This is a genomic window from Mesorhizobium sp. U510, assembly GCF_059180695.1.
Genome location: NZ_CP180532.1, coordinates 6420456 through 6438565 on the forward strand (window position 1 = coordinate 6420456; position 18110 = coordinate 6438565).

Below are 18110 nucleotides of genomic sequence, written 5' to 3' on the forward strand. Positions count from 1 at the left end.
GGATTCGCCATGCACGCCCAGCCGCTTCGTGTTTTGACCCTTCTGGTGCGTCACGGCACCGAAAAATATCCGACCGCATGGCAGGACTTGCGAGCTATGTTCGCCCGCCAGATGCCGGACGTTGAGCATCGCATGCTCGTGATCGACAATTCGCTGCCAGTCGGTCATGGCTCTGATTTGGACCGCGGGGTCGAACTGATCGGCGGGTCGAATGAAGATTGGGAATTCTCCGCATGGGACTGCGGCATCAATCATACCGGCGCCAAACTTCATCAGTATGATCTGGTCCACTTGGCCACTTCGGCTTTCGCGGCATCCGCACCTGACCATCTCAAATTGATTGATGGTGGCTCGTTGCGGTCGTTGCTTGGTTTGCAGGGAGCGCTGGGTTGCATTGATTCTCGCCGCGAGGCCTTCTCGATTTTCGGAATCCGCTCGCAGGCATGGCTCCGCAGTTCGTTCATCTTGATGAACCCGCGGCAACTCAGCAGCCTGGGATCCCTGGTAAGCGTCGGCAGGGACGCGCCGATCTTCACCGGCAACCCTCGACAGCCCTTCCGTGATGACGCACCGATCTCGCGAGCATATCAGCAGTCTTTGCTGCATTGGCTCACCGGCGACGGAGCTGGCGAGGGAGTAATCTGGCATTCAAGGTTCGATCTTACACCTGAAACGCTACCGTTTTTCGAAAGCAAGGCTCGGGCTATTCTCAATGAGCTGATGCTCACCAACCGGTTGCTAGCCAATGGATACGCGCTCGTCGACATGACATGGCTGGCGCAGAAGGTCCGGGCGGGGAGCACGGAATCCGAGAATGTTATTCCGGACTGGCGCGTGCAGATCAGCTCCCGAGCGCGAGTCAGACGCACTTTGATCCAAAAGCTTCGCCGCTGGTTGTCTAAACATATGCCGCGGCAATGATGACTGCCATCGCTGGTTGTCCGCCGCAGGCATGGCAAGCGCTGGCGGACTGTCAGACGAAGATCGACCCTCGAACGGCTCTTCATGCCTTCCAGCCCAACCGCTTGCGCCTCTCGCCACCTTCCGCTATAGAGCCGCCACCCGCGTAGACACCCTTGGAGGCAACGCGGCGGAAGGCTGCCTTCCCTTGTGATCCCGAACAAAGCTCCGTCTCAAAACGGGTGCCCGCATTCGGACATCGAGGTCTGGCGGCTTTCGACGTTTACGGCTTGGGCAAATTGCCTTCCCGCAAACGCTCCATAACACGCGAAAGGAAAAGCCATGAGCCACGATACTTACGAGCTCAAGGCCGAAGCGCGCGAACAGGTCGGTAAGGGGTCCGCCCGTGCAGTTCGCCGCAACGGTAAAGTGCCTGCAGTAATCTACGGTGACAAGCAGCCTCCCCTGGCGATCGCTCTCACCTACAAGGACATCTACTACAAGATCCATGGCGGCGGGTTCCTGACCACGATCGCCACGATCGATGTCGACGGCAAGAAGATCCAGGTCCTGCCCAAGGACTTCCAGCTCGACCCGGTCAAGGATTTCCCTGTCCATGTCGACTTCCTGCGCATCGGCAAGGACACCGAGGTCAATGTCGACGTGCCTGTCCACTTCATCAATGAGGACAAGTCGCCCGGCATCAAACGCGGCGGCGTGCTCAATATCGTGCGTCACGAAGTCGAGTTCCACTGCCCGGCCAACGCGATCCCGGAATTCATCACCATCGATCTCACCGGCACCAACATCGGCGACTCGATCCACATCTCGGCGGTCAAGCTGCCGGCCGGCGTCAAGCCGGTCATCTCCGACCGCGACTTCACCATCGCGACCATTGCCGGTTCGTCGGCGATGAAGCCGGAGACGGAAGAGACGGCTGAAGTGGCTGCACCTGAAGCAGCCCCTGCCGCCGAAGAGAAGTAACTCTTTCCGCCCGGAGCAGACGATGCTGCTATTTGCAGGTCTCGGCAATCCGGGCGCGAAATACGCAGATAACCGGCACAATGTCGGCTTCATGGCGGCGGACGCAATCGCCCGCCGCCATTCCTTTTCGCCCTGGTCGAAGAAATTCCAGGGCCTGATCGCCGAGGGCACGATTGCCGGCGAAAAGATCATCCTGATCAAGCCGCAGACCTTCATGAACCTGTCCGGCCAGTCGGTCGGCGAAGCCCTGCGCTTCTACAAGCTCGAGCTTTCCGCGCTCACCGTCTTCTATGACGAGATCGACCTTGCCGAAGGCAAGCTGCGCATCAAGACCGGCGGCGGCGCCGGCGGCCACAACGGCATCCGCTCGATCGACGGCCATGTCGGCAACGCCTACCGTCGCGTGCGCATCGGTGTCGGCCATCCCGGCGTCAAGGAAATGGTCCAGCACCATGTGCTCGGCGATTTCGCCAAGGCCGACCGCGAATGGCTCGATCCCCTGCTCGACGCGATCGCCGACAACGCCGCCATGATCGTCAAGGGCGACGAATCCGGCTTCATGAACAAGGCCGCCCTTGCCGTCCAGGGCAAGGCGATAGCCGAGCTGGAAAAGCCGGCGCAGAAGCAGCAGCCTAAACAACAAAGCCACATCCGCCAGGCGCGGTCGCAACAAGCACCCGCCAAACTGCCGGAGACCGGCCCGATGGCTGCCATGCTGAAGAAACTCTTCGGCAACAAGGACTGAGCGGGCACGCATGCGGCCTTACGGGGCTTGACGTTGATCACCCCTATCGCCCATAGCCCTCATCAAATTTCGCTTTTCCGATAGGACTGGACAAAATGGGTTTCAAATGCGGCATCGTTGGCTTGCCCAACGTCGGCAAGTCGACGCTCTTCAACGCGCTGACCAGGACGGCGGCGGCGCAGGCCGCCAACTATCCGTTCTGCACCATCGAACCGAACACCGGCGAGGTGGCGGTGCCCGACCCGCGCCTGCAGAAGATCGCGGCCATCGGCAAGTCCAAGGAGATCATCCCGACCCGCATCTCCTTCGTCGACATTGCCGGCCTGGTGCGCGGCGCCTCGAAGGGCGAAGGGCTGGGCAACCAGTTCCTCGCCAACATCCGCGAGGTCGACGCCATAGTGCATGTGTTGCGCTGCTTCGAGGATGACGACATCACCCATGTCGAGGGCCGCATCGACCCCGTCGCCGACGCCGAGACGGTCGAGACCGAGCTGATGCTCGCCGACCTCGACAGCCTCGAGCGCCGCATCGTCCAGATCCGTAAGCGCGCCGGCAGCAAGGACAAGGAAGCAACGACCGTGCTGCCGATGATGGAGGCGGCACTCGAACTGCTGCAGGCCGGCAAGCCGACCCGCATCCTGCTCAAGGGTATTTCCGCCGACGATTTGCGCATCCTGCAGGGTCTGAACCTGCTGACCTCGCACCCCGTGCTCTATGTCTGCAATGTCGCCGAGGCCGATGCCGCGACCGGCAACGAGCACACAAGGGCCGTGGAAAAGATGGCCGCCGCGCAAGGCGCCGGCACCGTGGTGATCTCGGCCGCGATCGAGGCCGAAGTCGCCCAGCTCTCCGACGAGGAAGAGATGGAATTCCTGTCCTCGCTCGGCCTCGACGAGCCGGGGCTCAACAAGGTCATCCGCGCCGGTTATGAGCTTTTGCATCTCATCACCTATTTCACCGTCGGGCCGAAGGAGACGCGCGCCTGGACCATCCACAAGGGCGACAAGGCCCCGCAGGCGGCCGGCGTCATCCACACCGATTTCGAACGCGGCTTCATCCGCGCCCAGACCATCGCCTATAACGACTTCGTCACGCTGGGCGGCGAAGTGGCGGCCAAGGAAGCCGGCAAGGCGCGCGACGAAGGCAAGGAATATGTCGTCCAGGACGGCGACATCATGCTGTTCAAGTTCAATACCTGACGCCTGGCGGATCGCCACCAGGATCTGGCGCTCGCCTGCCGGAGCATCCGCTACAATCTCGCAGAGGCCTGGATAGTGCCTCTTCTCCAACGGTACGGGCCGCCGGAAACCGAGCCGGCGAAGCTTTCCTGGTATCGGCTGCTCGACGAGTTCTTCTGAGCACCCGATCCCGGCCCGGCTCCAGGGCTTGTCTTGATTTTGTCATGGCACGGGTCTAAGCGGCTGCCACACGGTCGCGCACACGACGAAGAGCCGTGCAATCCGACACGACGCGCAATCCGAACCTTCGCAGGGGAGATCTGGCGATGATCAAGGCATTTGTCGTGGACAATGATCGCTTGCGCGTCGTCGACAACCTGCTGGCCGATGGCGACAGGGTCGTCTGGGCCGACCTGATCAGTCCGACCAAGGAAGAAGAAGCCACCATCGAGAGCTGGCTCGGCGTCGCCATCCCGACCCGCGAGGAGATGGAGGAGATCGAGATTTCCAGCCGTCTCTACATCGAGGATGGCGCCTACTTCATGACCGCCACTTTGCCTGCCCAGACCGAGGTCGACGATCCCCTGATGTCGCCGGTCACCTTCGCGCTTGCCGGCAAAAGGCTGATCACCATTCGCTACCATGAGCCGAAGGCCTTCAAGACCTTCCCGCTGCGCGCCGAGAAAGTGGCGACCGGCTGCACCAGTGGCGACACCATCCTGATCGGCCTGCTGGAGGCGATCGTCGACCGTCTCGCCGACATCCTCGAACGCGCCGGCCGCGACATCGAGGCGATTTCGCGCGACATTTTCGAGGCACGCTCGACCAAGGTGTCGAAGCGCAACCGCGACTTCCAGGAGCTCTTGAAGGCCATCGGCCGCAAGGAAGACATCGCCTCGTCCGTGCGCGACAGCCTGATCTCGCTGCAGCGCCTTGCCGGCTTCCTCGCCCATGTCGCGACCCAGACCAAGATGAGCAAGGATGTCCGCGCCCGCATCAAGACCCTGTCGCGCGACGTGCTGTCGCTCGCCGACCACGCCACCTTCCTGTCGCAGAAGATCTCCTTCCTGCTCGACGCCACGCTCGGCATGATCTCGATCGAGCAGAACGCCATCATCAAGATCTTCTCGGTCGCCGCCGTCATCTTCCTGCCGCCGACACTGGTCGCCTCGATCTACGGCATGAACTTCGACGTTATTCCCGAGCTGAAATGGGAGCTTGGCTATCCCTTCGCCATCGGCCTGATGATCCTGTCGGCGATCCTGCCCTTCTGGTATTTCCGCCGCCGAGGCTGGCTCTGAGCGCCGCGACGGGCAGCCGCGCCCTCGGCCTGGCTCACCAGAAAGGACTTGACCAAATCGCTGCCGGCCTGCATCCGGGTTGCCCGATCCTTGGGATTTAGCCGGATTGCCGACATGACCGCAAAGACATGGGCCTATGAGGATTTCGTCGAGGGCGCCTCGTTCGACCTCGGCACGAAACAGGTGAGCGCGGCCGAGATCATCGAGTTCGCCAGTGAATTCGATGCCCAGCCGATGCATCTCGACGAGGAAGCCGGCAAGGCCAGCATCCTCGGCGGCCTCTCGGCTTCGGGCTGGCACACCTGCGCCATGTTCATGCGCATGTTGTGCGATGCCTTCCTCCTGGACTCCACCTGCCAGGGCGCGCCCGGCGTCGACCAGGTCAAGTGGAAGAAACCGGTCTTGGCCGGCGATACGCTCAGAGGCAATTTGGTTGTCCTGGCCAAACGCCTGTCGCGATCGAAACCGCAACTGGGCTTCATCACCATGCGCAGCGAGCTGGTCAACCAGCGCGGCGAAAGCGTCTTCGAGCTTGAGAATTCCGTCATGTTCCTGACGCGCGATGCCGCGGGGTATCAGGCATGACCTTGGATGAATTCTTCCGCATCGGCACCACGGTGACGCTGGGCTCGCACACATTCGAACCCGAGGCGATCAAGGCGTTCGCCCGCAAATACGACCCGCAGATCTTCCATATCGACGAGGAGGCTGCCAGGAAGAGCGTGCTCGGCGGGCTCTGCGCCTCCGGCTGGCACACCTCCGCCACCTGGATGAAGCTCAACCTCGAAGCGAGCATGGATGCCGAGGGGGCCAGCTGGAACGGCCCCGGCCCGGTCCCGGAATTCGGCCCCTCGCCCGGTTTCAAGAACCTTAAGTGGCTGAAGCCGGTCCATGCCGGCGAGACCATCACCTTCAGCCGCACCGCGCTGTCCCATCGCGCCATCGCCTCGCGCCCCGGCTGGCGAATGCTGTCGCTGCGCGCGGAAGCGTTCGATTCGACCGGCGATAAGGTGCTGGAGTTTGAAAGCGCCGTGCTGGTGAAGGTGGGTGAGTAGCCGGTTCGCGTAAGCGAATTCATCGTGCCAGTGGCACGATGAAAGGCTGACGAACGCGGGGACGCTGCGAAGCAGCGGGGACCCGGCAGGCCGCGGACATCAAGCTCGACCCCGTACTTGTCTCCGTGCAGTATTTTGCTGCCTCAATGCCCCTCGAACCCGATCAGCGTCCTTACCGGCACGCCAAGCGCCTCGAGCTTGGCGCGACCGCCGAGGTCCGGCAGGTCAATGACGAAGCAGGCAGCCAGGATATCGGCGCCGATCTGGCGCAGCAGCTTCACCGCCGCTTCCGCGGTGCCGCCAGTGGCGATCAGGTCGTCGACCAGGATCACCTTTTCGCCAGGGGAAATGCCGTCCTTGTGCATCTCCATTTCGTCCAGCCCGTATTCCAGGCTGTAGGCGACGCGCACCGTCTCGAAAGGCAGCTTGCCCTTCTTGCGGATCGGCACGAAGCCGGCTGAAAGCTGGTGAGCGACGGCGCCACCCAGGATAAAGCCGCGCGCCTCGATACCGGCGATCTTGTCGACCTTCTGGCCGGCATAGGGATGCACCAGTTCGTCGATGGCGCGCCGGAAGGCGCGCGCATTGCCGAGCAGCGTCGTGATGTCGCGAAACAGGATGCCGGGCTTGGGATAATCCGGGATGGTGCGGATCGCGGCCAGCAGCGTGTCTTCGAGCGAAGGTTTCATGAGGCGGCTCCGGATGATCCAGCTGACAGGTTTGAAACGCGCGGGAGGCAGATCGTAGCCCGACGCGACCGACAACGGCTAGCGCGATGTGGCGGCCGAGACAAGCGTGTCCGGCAAAGGATTGGCCTGGACCGGTGCAGTGACCGTCCGCGCCGATGCTCTGCTGGTCACCGGAAGCGCAGGTTCTCGCGCGACAATTGTCCGATCGAACTGCAGCCCATCAGCTTCATGCCGCGTTCGATCTCGACCCGCATCTGTTCAAGCGCCCGTTCGACACCCGGCTGGCCGGCCGCCGCCAGCGGAAACAGATAGTAACGGCCGATGCCAACCGCCTTGGCGCCGAGCGACAACGCCTTCAGCACATGCGTGCCGCGCTGCACGCCGCCATCCATGATGACGTCGATCCGGTCGCCGACGGCATCGACGATCTCGGCCAACTGGTCGAATGCCGCCCGCGAGCCATCCAGCTGCCGGCCGCCATGATTGGAAAGCACAATGCCGCTGCAGCCGATCTCGACGGCGCGTTTGGCGTCCTCGACCGACATGACGCCCTTGAGGCAGAACGGCCCCGACCACTGCCTGACCATCTCGGCGACATCGTCCCAGGTCATCGACGGGTCGAGCATTTCGGTGAAATAGCGGCTGATCGACATCGTGCCGCCGCCCATGTCGACATGCTCGTCGAGCTGCGGCAGCTTGAACCCCTCATGGGTGAAATAATTGATCGCCCAAGCCGGCTTGAGCGCGAACTGCGCCATCCCCGCGAGGTTGAGCTTGAAGGGAATGGCAAAGCCGGTGCGCTTGTCGCGCTCGCGATTGCCCCCGGTGATGCTATCGACGGTCAGCATCATCACCTCGACGCCAACTTGCTTCGCCCGCTGCATCATCGCCCGGTTGAGGCCGCGATCCCGGTGGAAATAGAACTGGTAGACCTGCGGACTGGCGCTGATCCCGCGCGCTTCCTCGAGGCTGACGGTGCCAAGCGAAGAGACACCGAACATGGTGCCGTATTTGGCGGCGGCCTTGGCCACCGCGCGCTCGCCCTGATGGTGGAACAGTCGCTGCAGGGCGGTCGGCGAGCAATAGAACGGCATCGCCAGCTTCTGCCCCATCACCGTCACCGACATGTCGATCTCGCCCACCCCGCGCAGCACGTTGGGAACGAGGTCGCAGGTCTCGAAGCTTTCGGTGTTGCGGCGATAGGTGACCTCATCGTCGGCCGCGCCATCGATGTAGTCGAAGATCGGGCCCGGCAGCCTTCGCTGCGCCATGCGGCGGAAATCGGAAAAGTTATGACAGTCGTTGAGTCGCATCATCGATTTCCAAGGCCGTGGCGGGCCAACATTCGCCGCCCTTCGATGCCTCGAATATCAATCCGATGCAGCCCTGCCAACGGACTAATTGCTGAACTGCCGCCGAGCATGGCCGTGAGAAGAAAAGGGGCGCCTGAAGCGCCCCTCGCATCGAAGCCGACTGCTGACGAAGATTACATGCCGAGATCGGAACGAAGCTCTGCCCTGGCCACTTCATATTCGGCCTTGAAGTCGTCGCGGTTGAGCAGGACCGCGGCAATGACGCTGCCGGAAATCTTGCCCATTTCTACGTCGGACGCATAGTGGATACCGCCAACCTCACGGTTGTGGGCGTATTCGGCCGCGCGCGCCATGATCTCGGCGCGCTTCTCCGGAACCATGTCGGCCAGGATGATGCCCATCATGGTGCCGACGGTGGCGTGGCCGGACGGCCACGAGCCGGAGCTCGACAGCTTGACCGCCGGCTTGACGAGATCGCTGAGCTGATGCGGACGCGGCCGCTTCCAGACATCCTTGGCCGGATCGACGACAGCGCCTTCGGTCTCGACCACGCGATCGAAGAAGGCGCTGAATTTCGGCAGCTTCTCCTTGTTGAAATTCAGCCCCATCACATTGGCGAAGCGCCAGACATTCTCCTCGGAGTCGGCAACGGCGCTGGCTGCCATCTCGGGCGTGCGCGTCACCTGCAGCGTCAGCACCTCGCCGAGTTCGGCCTTGGTCTGCGCCGAATCGTTTGCCGGTGGCGGCGGCAGGATCATCGTTAGGTCGATGTCTTTGTTCGTGACGAAGGGTTTTGCGTCTTCGGCCTGGGCGGCCGAGCCGATGACCAGCAACAGCAGACCGGCAGTCAGCGATGCGAATTTCTTCATGGGTGCGATCCTTTGTTGGGAATGGCGCAGGATCGCTGTTGGCGGTGACGGCCATGTGACACAGCCTGTCGCCGGAAAAGCAAAAAGGCGCCTTTCGGCGCCTTTTTGGTCGTTGGTTGCGCGGCTTAGTGGGCCACGCCTTCCCACACCTTGCGCTTGGTCAGGTAGACCAGCGCGCCGAAGAGCAGCAGGAACACCAGCACGCGGAAGCCCGTCTTCTTGCGGTCTTCCATGTGCGGCTCGGCGGCCCACGTCAGGAAGGCCGATACGTCGCGCGAATACTGGTCGACGGTCTGCGGCGAGCCGTCGTCATAGGTCACCTGACCGTCGGAGAGCGGCTTGGGCATCTTCAACGACACACCCGACATGAAGTACGGGTTGTAGTGCGTGCCCTCGGGAATGACCATTCCGGCAGGCGGCGTCTGGTCGTAGCCGGTCAGCAGCGAATGGATGTAGTCGGGCCCGCCCGCGTCATACTGGGTGAAGATATCGAAGACGAACTGCGGAAAGCCACGCTCGACGCCGCGCGCCTTGGCCAGCAGCGACATGTCGGGCGGGGCGGCGCCACCATTGGAGGCAGCCGCGGCTTCCTCATTGGCGAACGGCGCCGGGAAATGGTCGGACGGCTTGCCGGGACGGTCGAACATGTCGCCGGCGTCGTTGGGGCCGTCATGGATGGTGTATTCGGCGGCCAGCGTCTTGATCTGGGCGTCGTTGTAGCCGAGGTCCGACAGCGTGCGGAACGCCACCAGGTTCATCGAATGGCAGGCCGAGCAGACTTCCTTGTAGACCTTCAGACCGCGCTGCAGCTGCGCCTTGTCATAGGTGCCGAACGGGCCGGTGAAGCTCCAGCTCATTTCCTTCGGCTCGTTGATCGGGAAATGCGTGGGTGCCGCCGCATTGTGCGCCTCTTCGGCCGCGAACGCTGCGGTGCCGGCAGCCACAAGGCCGACCAGCGCCAGCGAGGTGAGAATCTTTTTCATGCCAAATCCCCTTAGATTCTCTACCGCTCAGCCCTTGGTCTCTGGCGCGGCCGTGGCGCCCGCCGGATGCCCGCTGCCGCCCTTGTTCTTTTCGAGCACCGCCTCGGTGATCGAGTTCGGCAGCCTGCGCGGCGTCTCGATCAGGCCAAGCACCGGCAGCGCGACCAGGAAGAAGGCGAAGTAGAACAGCGTCGCCATCTGCGCCATGAACACATAGCTGCCTTCCGCCGGTTGCGAGCCCAGCCAGCCCAGCAGGATGGCATCGGCCACGAACAGCCAGAAGAACAGCTTGTACCAAGGCCGGTAGACCGCCGAGCGCACCTTGGAGGTGTCGAGCCACGGCACCAGAAACAGCATGACGATGGCGCCGAACATGCACAGCACGCCGCCGAGCTTGGAATTGATCGGCCCGATGTTGAAGGTGATGGCGCGCAGGATCGCGTAGAACGGCAGGAAGTACCATTCCGGAACGATATGGGCCGGGGTCTTCAGCGGGTTGGCGACCGTGTAATTGTCCGGATGGCCGAGATAGTTCGGCAGGTAGAAGACGAAATAGGCGAAGAAGAACAGGAACACGATCATGCCGAACGCGTCCTTGATGGTCGCGTAGGGCGTGAAGGCGACGGTGTCGGTCTTCGACTTGACCTCGATGCCGGTCGGGTTCGACTGGCCCACCACATGCAGTGCCCAGACGTGCAGCACGACGACGCCGGCAATCATGAACGGCAAGAGGTAGTGCAGCGCGAAGAAGCGGTTCAGCGTCGGGTTGTCGACGGCAAAGCCGCCGAGCAGCAGCTGCTGGATCCAGTCGCCGACCAGCGGAATGGCACTGAAGAAGCCGGTGATGACGGTGGCGCCCCAGAAGCTCATCTGCCCCCATGGCAGCACATAGCCCATGAAGCCGGTCGCCATCATCAGGAGATAGATGATGCAGCCGAGGATCCACAGCAACTCGCGCGGCGCCTTGTAGGAGCCGTAATAGAGGCCACGGAAGATGTGGATGTAGACAGCGATGAAGAAGAACGAGGCGCCGTTGGCATGCATATAGCGCAACAGCCAGCCGGAGTTGACGTCACGCATGATCTTTTCGACGGAGCCGAAGGCGAGATTGGTGTCGGCCGTGTAGTGCATGGCCAGCACGATGCCGGTCAGGATCTGCGCCACCAGCATGATCGCCAGGATGCCGCCAAAGGTCCACGCATAGTTGAGGTTGCGCGGCACCGGATAGGCGATGAAGCTGTCGTAGACCATCCGCGGCAGCGGCATGCGGGCGTCGAACCAGCGTTCGATACCGGTCTTGGGCGTATAGGTCGAGTGTCCCTCGCTCATCGAAATATCCCCTGCCTCAACCGATAAGGATCTTGGTATCGGAAATGAATTTGAATACCGGCACAGCCATGTTCTCGGGCGCCGGGCCTTTGCGGATGCGGCCGGCCGTGTCGTACTGCGAACCGTGGCACGGGCAGAACCAGCCGCCGAAATCGCCTTCCTGGCCGAGCGGGATGCAGCCCAGATGCGTGCAGACCTGAACCATCACCATCCAGGCTTCCTTGCCGGGCGTGGTGCGGTTGGCGTCGGTCGCCGGCGCATCGGCCGGCAGATTGGCGTTGCGGGCGATCGGATCCTTGAGATCGGAGAGGTTGACGGCCTCGCCGTCCTTCATTTCCTTTTCGGTGCGGTTGCGCACCACGACCGGCTTGCCGCGCCACTTGACGATCAGCGACATGCCAGGCGTCAGCGAGGCGACATCGACTTCCACCGAGGCGAGCGCCAGCGTCGAGGCATCGGGGCGCATCTGGTCGATGAAAGGCCAGGCGACGGCGCCGGCCCCGACCACGGCAGCCATGCCCGTGGCGACATAAAGAAAATCTCGACGATTGGGATCGTGGATATCGGTTGCGCTCACGGGTGCCTGATCCTTTCGCCTCTTCCGCGCCGGTGGCCGAGCCTTGTTCCCCGCTCAATCACGCCAACCCGACAGCGCATGGCGAACAGGCTAGCGAATTCCTCCGGCATTTGGACTTCGGTTTATGCGTGAAGCCCGTTTTTGTCCAGACGGGTCAAGGCACAAGGGCAGATTGTCGCGGGGACAAAATCCCCTATTGTCCGGCGGGACGGCGAATGGCCGCAAAAGGCGGCTAAACAACCGGGAAACAACCGTAAATCCAAGGGCTCCAGCTTGCCTCGACACAGGGCGCCGGTGTGATCTATCCTCCCAGGCATGGCACACGTCATAGACCGTGAGGAATGGGCGGTTCGCTCCGACCACTGGAAGGGCGAGCTGCAAGGCGGCGCCTACGGCTCCAACTCCTGCCTGATCTTCAACTACCTGCCTGATGAAGGCGGCGGCCCGCGGCTGCATTCCCACCCTTACAGCGAGATCTTCATCATCCGCCAGGGCACTGGCCTGTTTACCGTGGGCGACAAGGAAATCGAGGCTTCCGCCGGCCAGATTGTCATCGTGCCACCCCACACGCCGCACAAATTCACCAATCTCGGTCCGGGTCCGCTGGAAACGACCGACATTCACGAGAACGGCACGTTCATCACGAAGTGGCTCGAGTGACGGTTGATAGCCCTGTCGATTTCCCGATTGCCGACTAGATCTATGGCATAGGCAGTCGGCAGGATCAGGACATGCAAATCTCGACCGTCGAAATCGAAGGGCTGAGCATTGCCATCCGCGAGGCGGGTCCGCCCGAAGCGCCGGCATTCCTCCTGCTGCATGGATGGCCGCAAAGCTCCTACGCGTTCGAACGGGTGATCAGCCGGCTGGCAGCCGACTACCGGGTCGTCGTCCCCGACCTGCCCTGCATCGGTGGCTCGCAAGGCATGCCCCGGGCCGGCGACAAGCGGACCCTGGCAAGGCTGATGAGAGGCGTCGCCGAAGCTTGCGGGCTGCGGCACCTGGTGGTTGCCGGCCATGATGTCGGCGGCCAGATCGTATTCGCCCTGTTGCGCGACCATCCGGAGATTCTGTCCGGCGCGGTGATCATGGATGTCGTCATTCCAGGCGTAGCGCCATGGGAGAAGGTCATTCGCAATCCGCGGATCTGGCACTTTGCATTCCATGCCGTTCCAGCCTTGCCGGAAACGCTGGTGAGCGGCCATCAGAGCGCCTATTTCGACTTCTTCTTCAATGTGCTTTCGAAGGACGGGGCCTCGATCGCTGACGATGCCAGGGAAATCTACGCAAGGGCCTATTCCCGGCCCGAGAGCCTCCAGGCCGGTTTCGGCTGGTATCGCGCCTTCCCCGAGGATGCCGAGGCCAATGCCAAGTGGGCCGGCAAGCCGATCGCGGTTCCGGTGCTGTATCTGAGGGGTGCGGCCGAGCCCGGCGAGATCGGCGACTATGTCGATGGCCTGCGGGCGGCCGGGCTCTCAAAAGTCGTGGGCGACATCATCGCCGACAGCGGGCACTTCGTCGCCGACGAGAATCCCGAAGCGCTCGCCATCCGCCTGGCGCTATTCCATAGGGAAATCAGCGCCGCAAGCTCCGAGCCTACCGGGCGCCGAGCCTGACCAGCACAGCCCTGGGGATGTCGTATTCGCGGATGACGCCATCGTGCTTGCGCAAGCCGCACAGCTCGCGCTGGATGAAATAGCCGTGCACCGCCTCGGCGGCCTCCTTGAGAAGCCTGGGGCGCAACTCCTCATCTGCATTGTCGCGCAACCTGGCCAGCGTTTCCTCGACCTTTTGGCCGGCACGGCCAAGTGCGGCCGCCTTTTCGGCCAGGATTTCGTGGCCAAGCGCGTCAAAGGCCGCTTCAGCGGCTGAAGAGCCGGCAAGATGGGATGGTGGACGCAAGGACATTTCAGTTCCCCTTCCCGAAACGCATGCGGTGGGTGACGAATTCTTCGCCTTCCACGCGCCGGAAGCCAAGCCTTTCATAAAAGCCGAAGGCGTCCTGCGGCGCGCGGGTGTTCAACGCAGTGAAATAGCGGCGTGCCCGATCGATGACGGTCTCGACCAGCATGCGGCCGAGGCCGGCGCGGCGGTGAGGCGCGCTGACGAACAGGTGCCGGACCCGCCCCTGGTCCCTGCCCTCGACATAGGGATCGATGTTCAGCCCGCATACACCGGCAAGTTCGGCGCCATGCCACGCCCCGAACAACGCCTCGCCCCGCTTCAGGAACTTGTTGCGGCCGCTTGCCCAACCATCCGCCAGGCGCACCAGCATCCAGTAGCCTTCCAGCCGGCTCTCATCCTTCAGCCTGTCGAAGGCCGGCGTGGTCGGCCGCAGCCGCTTGAGCACATAACCGACTTCCGGCGTTCCGCCCATGCGCCTACTCCGCCGGCCGCGTCTCTTCGAGCACGCTTTCCTCGTGATAGAGGAAGCCGCCGGACTGCCGCTTCCACAGCCGCGCATAAAGCCCGTCGAGCGCCACCAGTTCGTCATGCGTGCCTTGCTCGACGATGCGGCCGCCGTCCAGCACCACAAGACGGTCGAGCGCGGCGATGGTCGACAGCCGGTGGGCGATGGCGATAACCGTCTTGTCCTCCATCAGCCGGGCGAGATTCTCCTGGATCGCCGCCTCGATGTCGGAATCGAGCGCCGAGGTCGCCTCGTCGAGGATCAGGATCGGCGCGTCCTTCAGAAAGACACGGGCGATCGCCACGCGCTGGCGCTGGCCGCCCGACAGTTTCACGCCGCGCTCGCCGACAAAGGCCTCGTAGCCGGCTCGGTCCCGGTTGTCGCGCAGGCCCAGGATGAAGTCGTGCGCCTCGGCTTTTTTTGCCGCGGCGATCACGTCGGCGTCGGTTGCGTCAGGCATGCCGAGCTTGATGTTGTCGCGCAGCGAACGGTGGAAGAGCGCGGTGTCCTGGCTGACGACGCCGATATTGGCGCGCAGTGAATTCTGCGTCACGTCGGAAACATTCTGGCCATCGATGGTGATCGACCCGCCCTCCAGGTCGTAGAGCCGCAGGATCAGATTGGCGAGCGTGGTCTTGCCGGCACCCGATGGCCCGACCAGTCCGACCTTTTCGCCCGGCTTGACGACGAGGTCGATGCCGTTCAGCACGCCGAACCCCTTGCCGTAGTGGAACTCGACCCCTTTTACGTCGATGCGACCGCCGGCCACGACAAGCTCCCTGGCGTCGGGCGCATCGACAAGCCCGAGCGGCTGCGAGATCAGCGCCTTGGAATTCTCCAGCACACCGAGATTGCGCAGAATACTGTTGAGCTGCATCATCAGCCGGCCAAGCAGCATGTTGAGCCGCAGCACCAGCGACAGCGTGAAGGCGACCGCACCGACGGTGATCGAGCCCTCGACCCAGAGATAGACGGCAAAACAACCGATCGCCGTGATCATGATGCCCGACAGCGTCGTCAGCGCCATGCGCACGCCGGTCAGCCGGCGGGTGAAGGGGCGCAGCGCGTCGAGATAAATGTCGAAGCCGTTCCGGATGTAGCGGTCGTCGCCGTCGGCCGTGAACAGTTTCAGCGTCTGCACGTTGGAATAGGAATCGACGATGCGGCCATTGATCATCGAGCCGGCCTCGGCGGTCGCCTCGGCATGTTTGCGGATCGCAGGCAGATAGAGCTTTGCCAGCCAGCCGAAGGCGGAGATCCAGATCACCACCAGCACCGCCAGTCTGAGATCCAGTCCGGCGACCAGCGCCAGCGTCGTCACCGTGTAGACGACCATGAACCAGACGACTTCGATGAAACTCTCCATCAGGTCGCCGGTCGCTTGCCCCGCCTGCCAGACTTTCGTCGCGATACGGCCGGCGAAATCGTTCTGGAAGAAGGCATAGGACTGGCGCGACACATGCCGGTGCGCCTGCCAGCGCACCAGATTGTAGAAGCCGGGCGTGATCGTCTGCTCGTCGACCAGTGCCGACAGGCCGACGACGATGGTACGGATGACCAGCACGACCGCGATCATGAACACCAGCTCGGGGCCGGCGGCGGTCCACAGCGCGTGCCAACTGCGCTCGCCGGGAAGCTGGTCGAGTATATCGACCAGCCGCCCGACGAAGTAGAACAGGCCGGCCTCGACCAGCGGCGCGATGCCGCCAATGACCAGCATGGCAAAGAAGGCGAACTTCGCCTGGCCGACATAGTGCCAGAGAAAGCCGCCGACGCTCGACGGTGGCCGAAGATTCGCCGGCTCCCTGAACGGATAGACCCAGTTCTCGAACCAGCGATAGATGGCTGTCATCATGCGGCGGCCATCATTCTGCGGCTTGCCCCTTCGCGATCACGTCATTGGCGATTTCGGCCGGTATGTCCTCGAGCAGGAACCCGCCCGACTGGCGTTGCCAGAGCTGCGCGTAGAGCCCGCCCTTGGCGACCAGTTCGTCATGCGAACCTTCCTCGATGACTCGGCCCTGATCCATCACCACAAGCCTGTCCATCGCCGCGATTGTCGACAGCCGGTGGGCGATGGCGATGACGGTCTTGCCCTGCATGAGCTTGTAGAGGTTCTCCTGGATGGCCGCTTCCGCCTCGGAATCCAGCGCCGACGTCGCCTCGTCAAGGATAAGTATAGGCGCATCCTTCAACATAACGCGAGCAATGGCGATGCGTTGCCGCTGGCCGCCGGACAATTTGACGCCGCGGTCGCCGACATAGGCGTCGAACCCCTTGCGGCCCTTGTGATCGGCGAGCCCGCCAATGAAGTCCAGCGCCTCGGCCCGCCGAGCCGCCTCGACAAGCATCTCGTCCGAAGCATCAGGCCGGCCGTAGAGGATGTTCTCGCGCACCGACCGATGCAGCAGCGAGGTGTCCTGCGTGACCATGCCGATCTGGGCGCGCAGCGAATCCTGCTTCACGCCGGCGATCTCCTGGCCGTCGATCAGGATCTTGCCACTTTCCAGATCGTAGAAGCGCAACAGCAGATTGACCAGCGTCGACTTGCCGGCGCCCGAGCGGCCGACAATGCCGACCTTCTCGCCCGGCTTCACCGTCAGCGACAGGTTTTCGATCACGCCCTTCTGCTTGCCATAGTGGAAGCGGATATCCTCGAAGCGGATCTCGCCCCTGGAAACGGCGATCTCCTTCGCGTCCGGCCTGTCCTCGACAAGGCGCGGCAGCGAGATCGAGGCGATGCCGTCCTGCACGGTGCCGATGTTCTCGAACAGGCCCGACATCTCCCACATGATCCACTGCGACATGCCCCACATCCGCAGCACCAGGCCGATGACCACGGCGACCGCGCCGATCGTCACCACTTGCCCCATCCACAGCCACAGCGAAATGGCGGTGACCGAGAACAGCAGCAGGGCGTTCAGGATGTAGAGCGTGCCGAAAAGCACCGTCACCAGCCGCATCGACCGGTAGACCGTGTCGAGGAAGCCCATCATGCCTTCCCTGGCGAAAGTCGCCTCGCGCTTGGCATGACTGAACAGCTTGACCGTCTGGATGTTGGAGTAGCTGTCGACGACGCGACCGGTCATGACCGAGCGCGCATTGGCCTGCTCCTCGCCGACCTTGCCCAGGCGGGGGATGAAGTAACGCAGCAACAGGATGTAGCCGACCAGCCAGACGCCCAGCGGCGCGGCCAGCCGCCAGTCGGCGGAGCCGACGATCAACAGCATGCCCAGGAAATAGACGATGACGTAGTTGAGCACGTCGATCACCTTGATGACGCATTCGCGCACGGCGAGCGCGGTCTGCATCAGCTTGGTGGCGATGCGGCCGGCGAACTCGTCCTGGTAGAAGCTCATCGACTGGTTGAGCAAGTAGCGGTGCACCTGCCAGCGGATGCGCATGGGATAGTTGCCCATCAGCGTCTGCTGGTTGAGCAGCGAATGCACCCATACCGTGCTCGGCAGTGCGAACAGCACGATGAAGGCCATGGCGGCAAGCTTCCAGCCTTCCGTTTGAAGGAAGGTTTCGCGATTCTGCCCCGACAGCCAGTCGACGATGCGGCCAAGGAAGCCGAACATCCACACTTCCGCGATGGCGATGGCCGCGACCAGCACCGCGTCGACAAGGATATAGGGCCAGGCGCCGCGCGTATAATGCAGGCAGAAGGCCACCAGAGTCTTGGGCGGCTCGACCGGTTCCGCCGCGGGGAACGCATCGAGCCTTCTTTCAAACCAGCTGAACAACAACATAGGTCATGCCTGTGAAAATCTGTTT

19 protein-coding genes are annotated in these 18110 nt (G+C 62.8%); 9 read left to right on the plus strand and 10 right to left on the minus strand.

Annotated elements, in window-relative coordinates; genetic code table 11:
- Positions 1 to 9 precede the first annotated feature (9 nt).
- The 7 genes from ACLGL5_RS33215 to ACLGL5_RS33245 all read left to right on the plus strand — a co-directional run bounded on the left by ACLGL5_RS33215 (position 10) and on the right by ACLGL5_RS33245 (position 6163).
- Positions 10 to 921 (plus strand): hypothetical protein, encoded by a 912-nt coding sequence (locus ACLGL5_RS33215; protein WP_069092985.1) that lies wholly within the window; start codon positions 10 to 12, stop codon positions 919 to 921.
- A gap of 321 nt (positions 922 to 1242) precedes the next feature.
- Positions 1243 to 1884 carry a 50S ribosomal protein L25/general stress protein Ctc gene (locus ACLGL5_RS33220; protein WP_019860662.1) on the plus strand — a complete coding sequence of 214 codons (642 nt, stop codon included), beginning with the start codon at positions 1243 to 1245 and terminating at the stop codon, positions 1882 to 1884.
- Positions 1885 to 1906: 22 nt separating this feature from the next.
- Entirely contained in the window at positions 1907 to 2629 is a 723-nt protein-coding gene (gene pth, locus ACLGL5_RS33225; RefSeq protein ID WP_038649090.1) for an aminoacyl-tRNA hydrolase, read from the plus strand.
- Between the two features lie 95 nt (positions 2630 to 2724).
- The gene (gene ychF / locus ACLGL5_RS33230) at positions 2725 to 3828 is read left to right on the plus strand and encodes a redox-regulated ATPase YchF (protein WP_069092986.1); all 1104 of its coding nucleotides are present in this window, start codon (positions 2725 to 2727) and stop codon (positions 3826 to 3828) included.
- A 305-nt stretch (positions 3829 to 4133) separates the two neighbouring features.
- Positions 4134 to 5108, plus strand: a complete 975-nt coding sequence (gene corA, locus ACLGL5_RS33235; protein WP_064980603.1) for a magnesium/cobalt transporter CorA — start codon at positions 4134 to 4136, stop codon at positions 5106 to 5108.
- A gap of 114 nt (positions 5109 to 5222) precedes the next feature.
- Positions 5223 to 5693, plus strand: coding sequence for a MaoC family dehydratase (locus tag ACLGL5_RS33240; protein WP_019860666.1), 471 nt, complete (start codon positions 5223 to 5225; stop codon positions 5691 to 5693).
- Positions 5690 to 6163: a MaoC family dehydratase gene (locus ACLGL5_RS33245; protein ID WP_064980604.1), complete on the plus strand. Its 474-nt coding sequence runs from the start codon at positions 5690 to 5692 to the stop codon at positions 6161 to 6163. Before ACLGL5_RS33240 ends, ACLGL5_RS33245 begins: the two co-directional genes overlap by 4 nt.
- A gap of 143 nt (positions 6164 to 6306) precedes the next feature.
- Here ACLGL5_RS33245 and ACLGL5_RS33250 read toward each other — a convergent pair whose 3' ends face one another.
- From ACLGL5_RS33250 to petA, 6 genes are all read right to left on the minus strand, one after another.
- A complete protein-coding gene (locus ACLGL5_RS33250) occupies positions 6307 to 6852 on the minus strand; it encodes an adenine phosphoribosyltransferase (protein WP_027047299.1) in 546 nt (181 codons plus the stop codon).
- A 167-nt stretch (positions 6853 to 7019) separates the two neighbouring features.
- Positions 7020 to 8165, minus strand: coding sequence for an alpha-hydroxy acid oxidase (locus ACLGL5_RS33255; RefSeq protein WP_027047300.1), 1146 nt, complete (start codon positions 8163 to 8165; stop codon positions 7020 to 7022).
- 173 nt (positions 8166 to 8338) lie between these two features.
- Positions 8339 to 9034 carry an acid phosphatase gene (locus ACLGL5_RS33260; protein ID WP_069092987.1) on the minus strand — a complete coding sequence of 232 codons (696 nt, stop codon included), beginning with the start codon at positions 9032 to 9034 and terminating at the stop codon, positions 8339 to 8341.
- A gap of 125 nt (positions 9035 to 9159) precedes the next feature.
- Positions 9160 to 10017, minus strand: coding sequence for a cytochrome c1 (locus ACLGL5_RS33265; RefSeq protein WP_038649099.1), 858 nt, complete (start codon positions 10015 to 10017; stop codon positions 9160 to 9162).
- A 27-nt stretch (positions 10018 to 10044) separates the two neighbouring features.
- A complete protein-coding gene (locus tag ACLGL5_RS33270; protein ID WP_019860673.1) occupies positions 10045 to 11346 on the minus strand; it encodes a cytochrome b in 1302 nt (433 codons plus the stop codon).
- Between the two features lie 16 nt (positions 11347 to 11362).
- Positions 11363 to 11923 (minus strand): ubiquinol-cytochrome c reductase iron-sulfur subunit, encoded by a 561-nt coding sequence (petA, locus tag ACLGL5_RS33275; protein WP_010911121.1) that lies wholly within the window; start codon positions 11921 to 11923, stop codon positions 11363 to 11365.
- A 315-nt stretch (positions 11924 to 12238) separates the two neighbouring features.
- On the opposite strand from petA, the gene ACLGL5_RS33280 reads away from it, so the two are divergent.
- Positions 12239 to 12583, plus strand: coding sequence for a cupin domain-containing protein (locus ACLGL5_RS33280; RefSeq protein ID WP_019860674.1), 345 nt, complete (start codon positions 12239 to 12241; stop codon positions 12581 to 12583).
- Positions 12584 to 12654: 71 nt separating this feature from the next.
- The gene (locus ACLGL5_RS33285) at positions 12655 to 13539 is read left to right on the plus strand and encodes an alpha/beta fold hydrolase (protein WP_069092988.1); all 885 of its coding nucleotides are present in this window, start codon (positions 12655 to 12657) and stop codon (positions 13537 to 13539) included.
- Here ACLGL5_RS33285 and ACLGL5_RS33290 read toward each other — a convergent pair.
- The 4 genes from ACLGL5_RS33290 to ACLGL5_RS33305 are packed head-to-tail and all read right to left on the minus strand — an operon-like array spanning position 13520 to position 18085.
- Positions 13520 to 13831 (minus strand): DUF6665 family protein, encoded by a 312-nt coding sequence (locus tag ACLGL5_RS33290; protein ID WP_019860676.1) that lies wholly within the window; start codon positions 13829 to 13831, stop codon positions 13520 to 13522. The genes ACLGL5_RS33285 and ACLGL5_RS33290 overlap by 20 nt on opposite strands.
- Before the next feature lies 1 nt (position 13832).
- Complete coding sequence (locus tag ACLGL5_RS33295) at positions 13833 to 14300, minus strand: GNAT family N-acetyltransferase (protein ID WP_051726863.1); 468 nt, start codon at positions 14298 to 14300, stop codon at positions 13833 to 13835.
- A gap of 4 nt (positions 14301 to 14304) precedes the next feature.
- Positions 14305 to 16188, minus strand: a complete 1884-nt coding sequence (locus ACLGL5_RS33300) for an ABC transporter ATP-binding protein (RefSeq protein WP_038649108.1) — start codon at positions 16186 to 16188, stop codon at positions 14305 to 14307.
- Between the two features lie 10 nt (positions 16189 to 16198).
- Entirely contained in the window at positions 16199 to 18085 is a 1887-nt protein-coding gene (locus ACLGL5_RS33305) for an ABC transporter ATP-binding protein (RefSeq protein ID WP_069092989.1), read from the minus strand.
- Between the last annotated feature and the right edge of the window lie 25 nt (positions 18086 to 18110).

Bases quoted from the DNA above. Each gene is read 5' to 3' on its own strand.
- ACLGL5_RS33215 (WP_069092985.1), top strand. From the start codon at position 10: ATGCACGCCCAGCCGCTTCGTGTTTTGACCCTTCTGGTGCGTCACGGC.
- ACLGL5_RS33220 (WP_019860662.1), top strand. From the start codon at position 1,243: ATGAGCCACGATACTTACGAGCTCAAGGCCGAAGCGCGCGAACAGGTC.
- pth (WP_038649090.1), top strand. From the start codon at position 1,907: ATGCTGCTATTTGCAGGTCTCGGCAATCCGGGCGCGAAATACGCAGAT.
- ychF (WP_069092986.1), top strand. From the start codon at position 2,725: ATGGGTTTCAAATGCGGCATCGTTGGCTTGCCCAACGTCGGCAAGTCG.
- corA (WP_064980603.1), top strand. From the start codon at position 4,134: ATGATCAAGGCATTTGTCGTGGACAATGATCGCTTGCGCGTCGTCGAC.
- ACLGL5_RS33240 (WP_019860666.1), top strand. From the start codon at position 5,223: ATGACCGCAAAGACATGGGCCTATGAGGATTTCGTCGAGGGCGCCTCG.
- ACLGL5_RS33245 (WP_064980604.1), top strand. From the start codon at position 5,690: ATGACCTTGGATGAATTCTTCCGCATCGGCACCACGGTGACGCTGGGC.
- ACLGL5_RS33250 (WP_027047299.1), bottom strand. From the start codon at position 6,852: ATGAAACCTTCGCTCGAAGACACGCTGCTGGCCGCGATCCGCACCATC.
- ACLGL5_RS33255 (WP_027047300.1), bottom strand. From the start codon at position 8,165: ATGCGACTCAACGACTGTCATAACTTTTCCGATTTCCGCCGCATGGCG.
- ACLGL5_RS33260 (WP_069092987.1), bottom strand. From the start codon at position 9,034: ATGAAGAAATTCGCATCGCTGACTGCCGGTCTGCTGTTGCTGGTCATC.
- ACLGL5_RS33265 (WP_038649099.1), bottom strand. From the start codon at position 10,017: ATGAAAAAGATTCTCACCTCGCTGGCGCTGGTCGGCCTTGTGGCTGCC.
- ACLGL5_RS33270 (WP_019860673.1), bottom strand. From the start codon at position 11,346: ATGAGCGAGGGACACTCGACCTATACGCCCAAGACCGGTATCGAACGC.
- ACLGL5_RS33280 (WP_019860674.1), top strand. From the start codon at position 12,239: ATGGCACACGTCATAGACCGTGAGGAATGGGCGGTTCGCTCCGACCAC.
- ACLGL5_RS33285 (WP_069092988.1), top strand. From the start codon at position 12,655: ATGCAAATCTCGACCGTCGAAATCGAAGGGCTGAGCATTGCCATCCGC.
- ACLGL5_RS33290 (WP_019860676.1), bottom strand. From the start codon at position 13,831: ATGTCCTTGCGTCCACCATCCCATCTTGCCGGCTCTTCAGCCGCTGAA.
- ACLGL5_RS33295 (WP_051726863.1), bottom strand. From the start codon at position 14,300: ATGGGCGGAACGCCGGAAGTCGGTTATGTGCTCAAGCGGCTGCGGCCG.
- ACLGL5_RS33300 (WP_038649108.1), bottom strand. From the start codon at position 16,188: ATGATGACAGCCATCTATCGCTGGTTCGAGAACTGGGTCTATCCGTTC.
- ACLGL5_RS33305 (WP_069092989.1), bottom strand. From the start codon at position 18,085: ATGTTGTTGTTCAGCTGGTTTGAAAGAAGGCTCGATGCGTTCCCCGCG.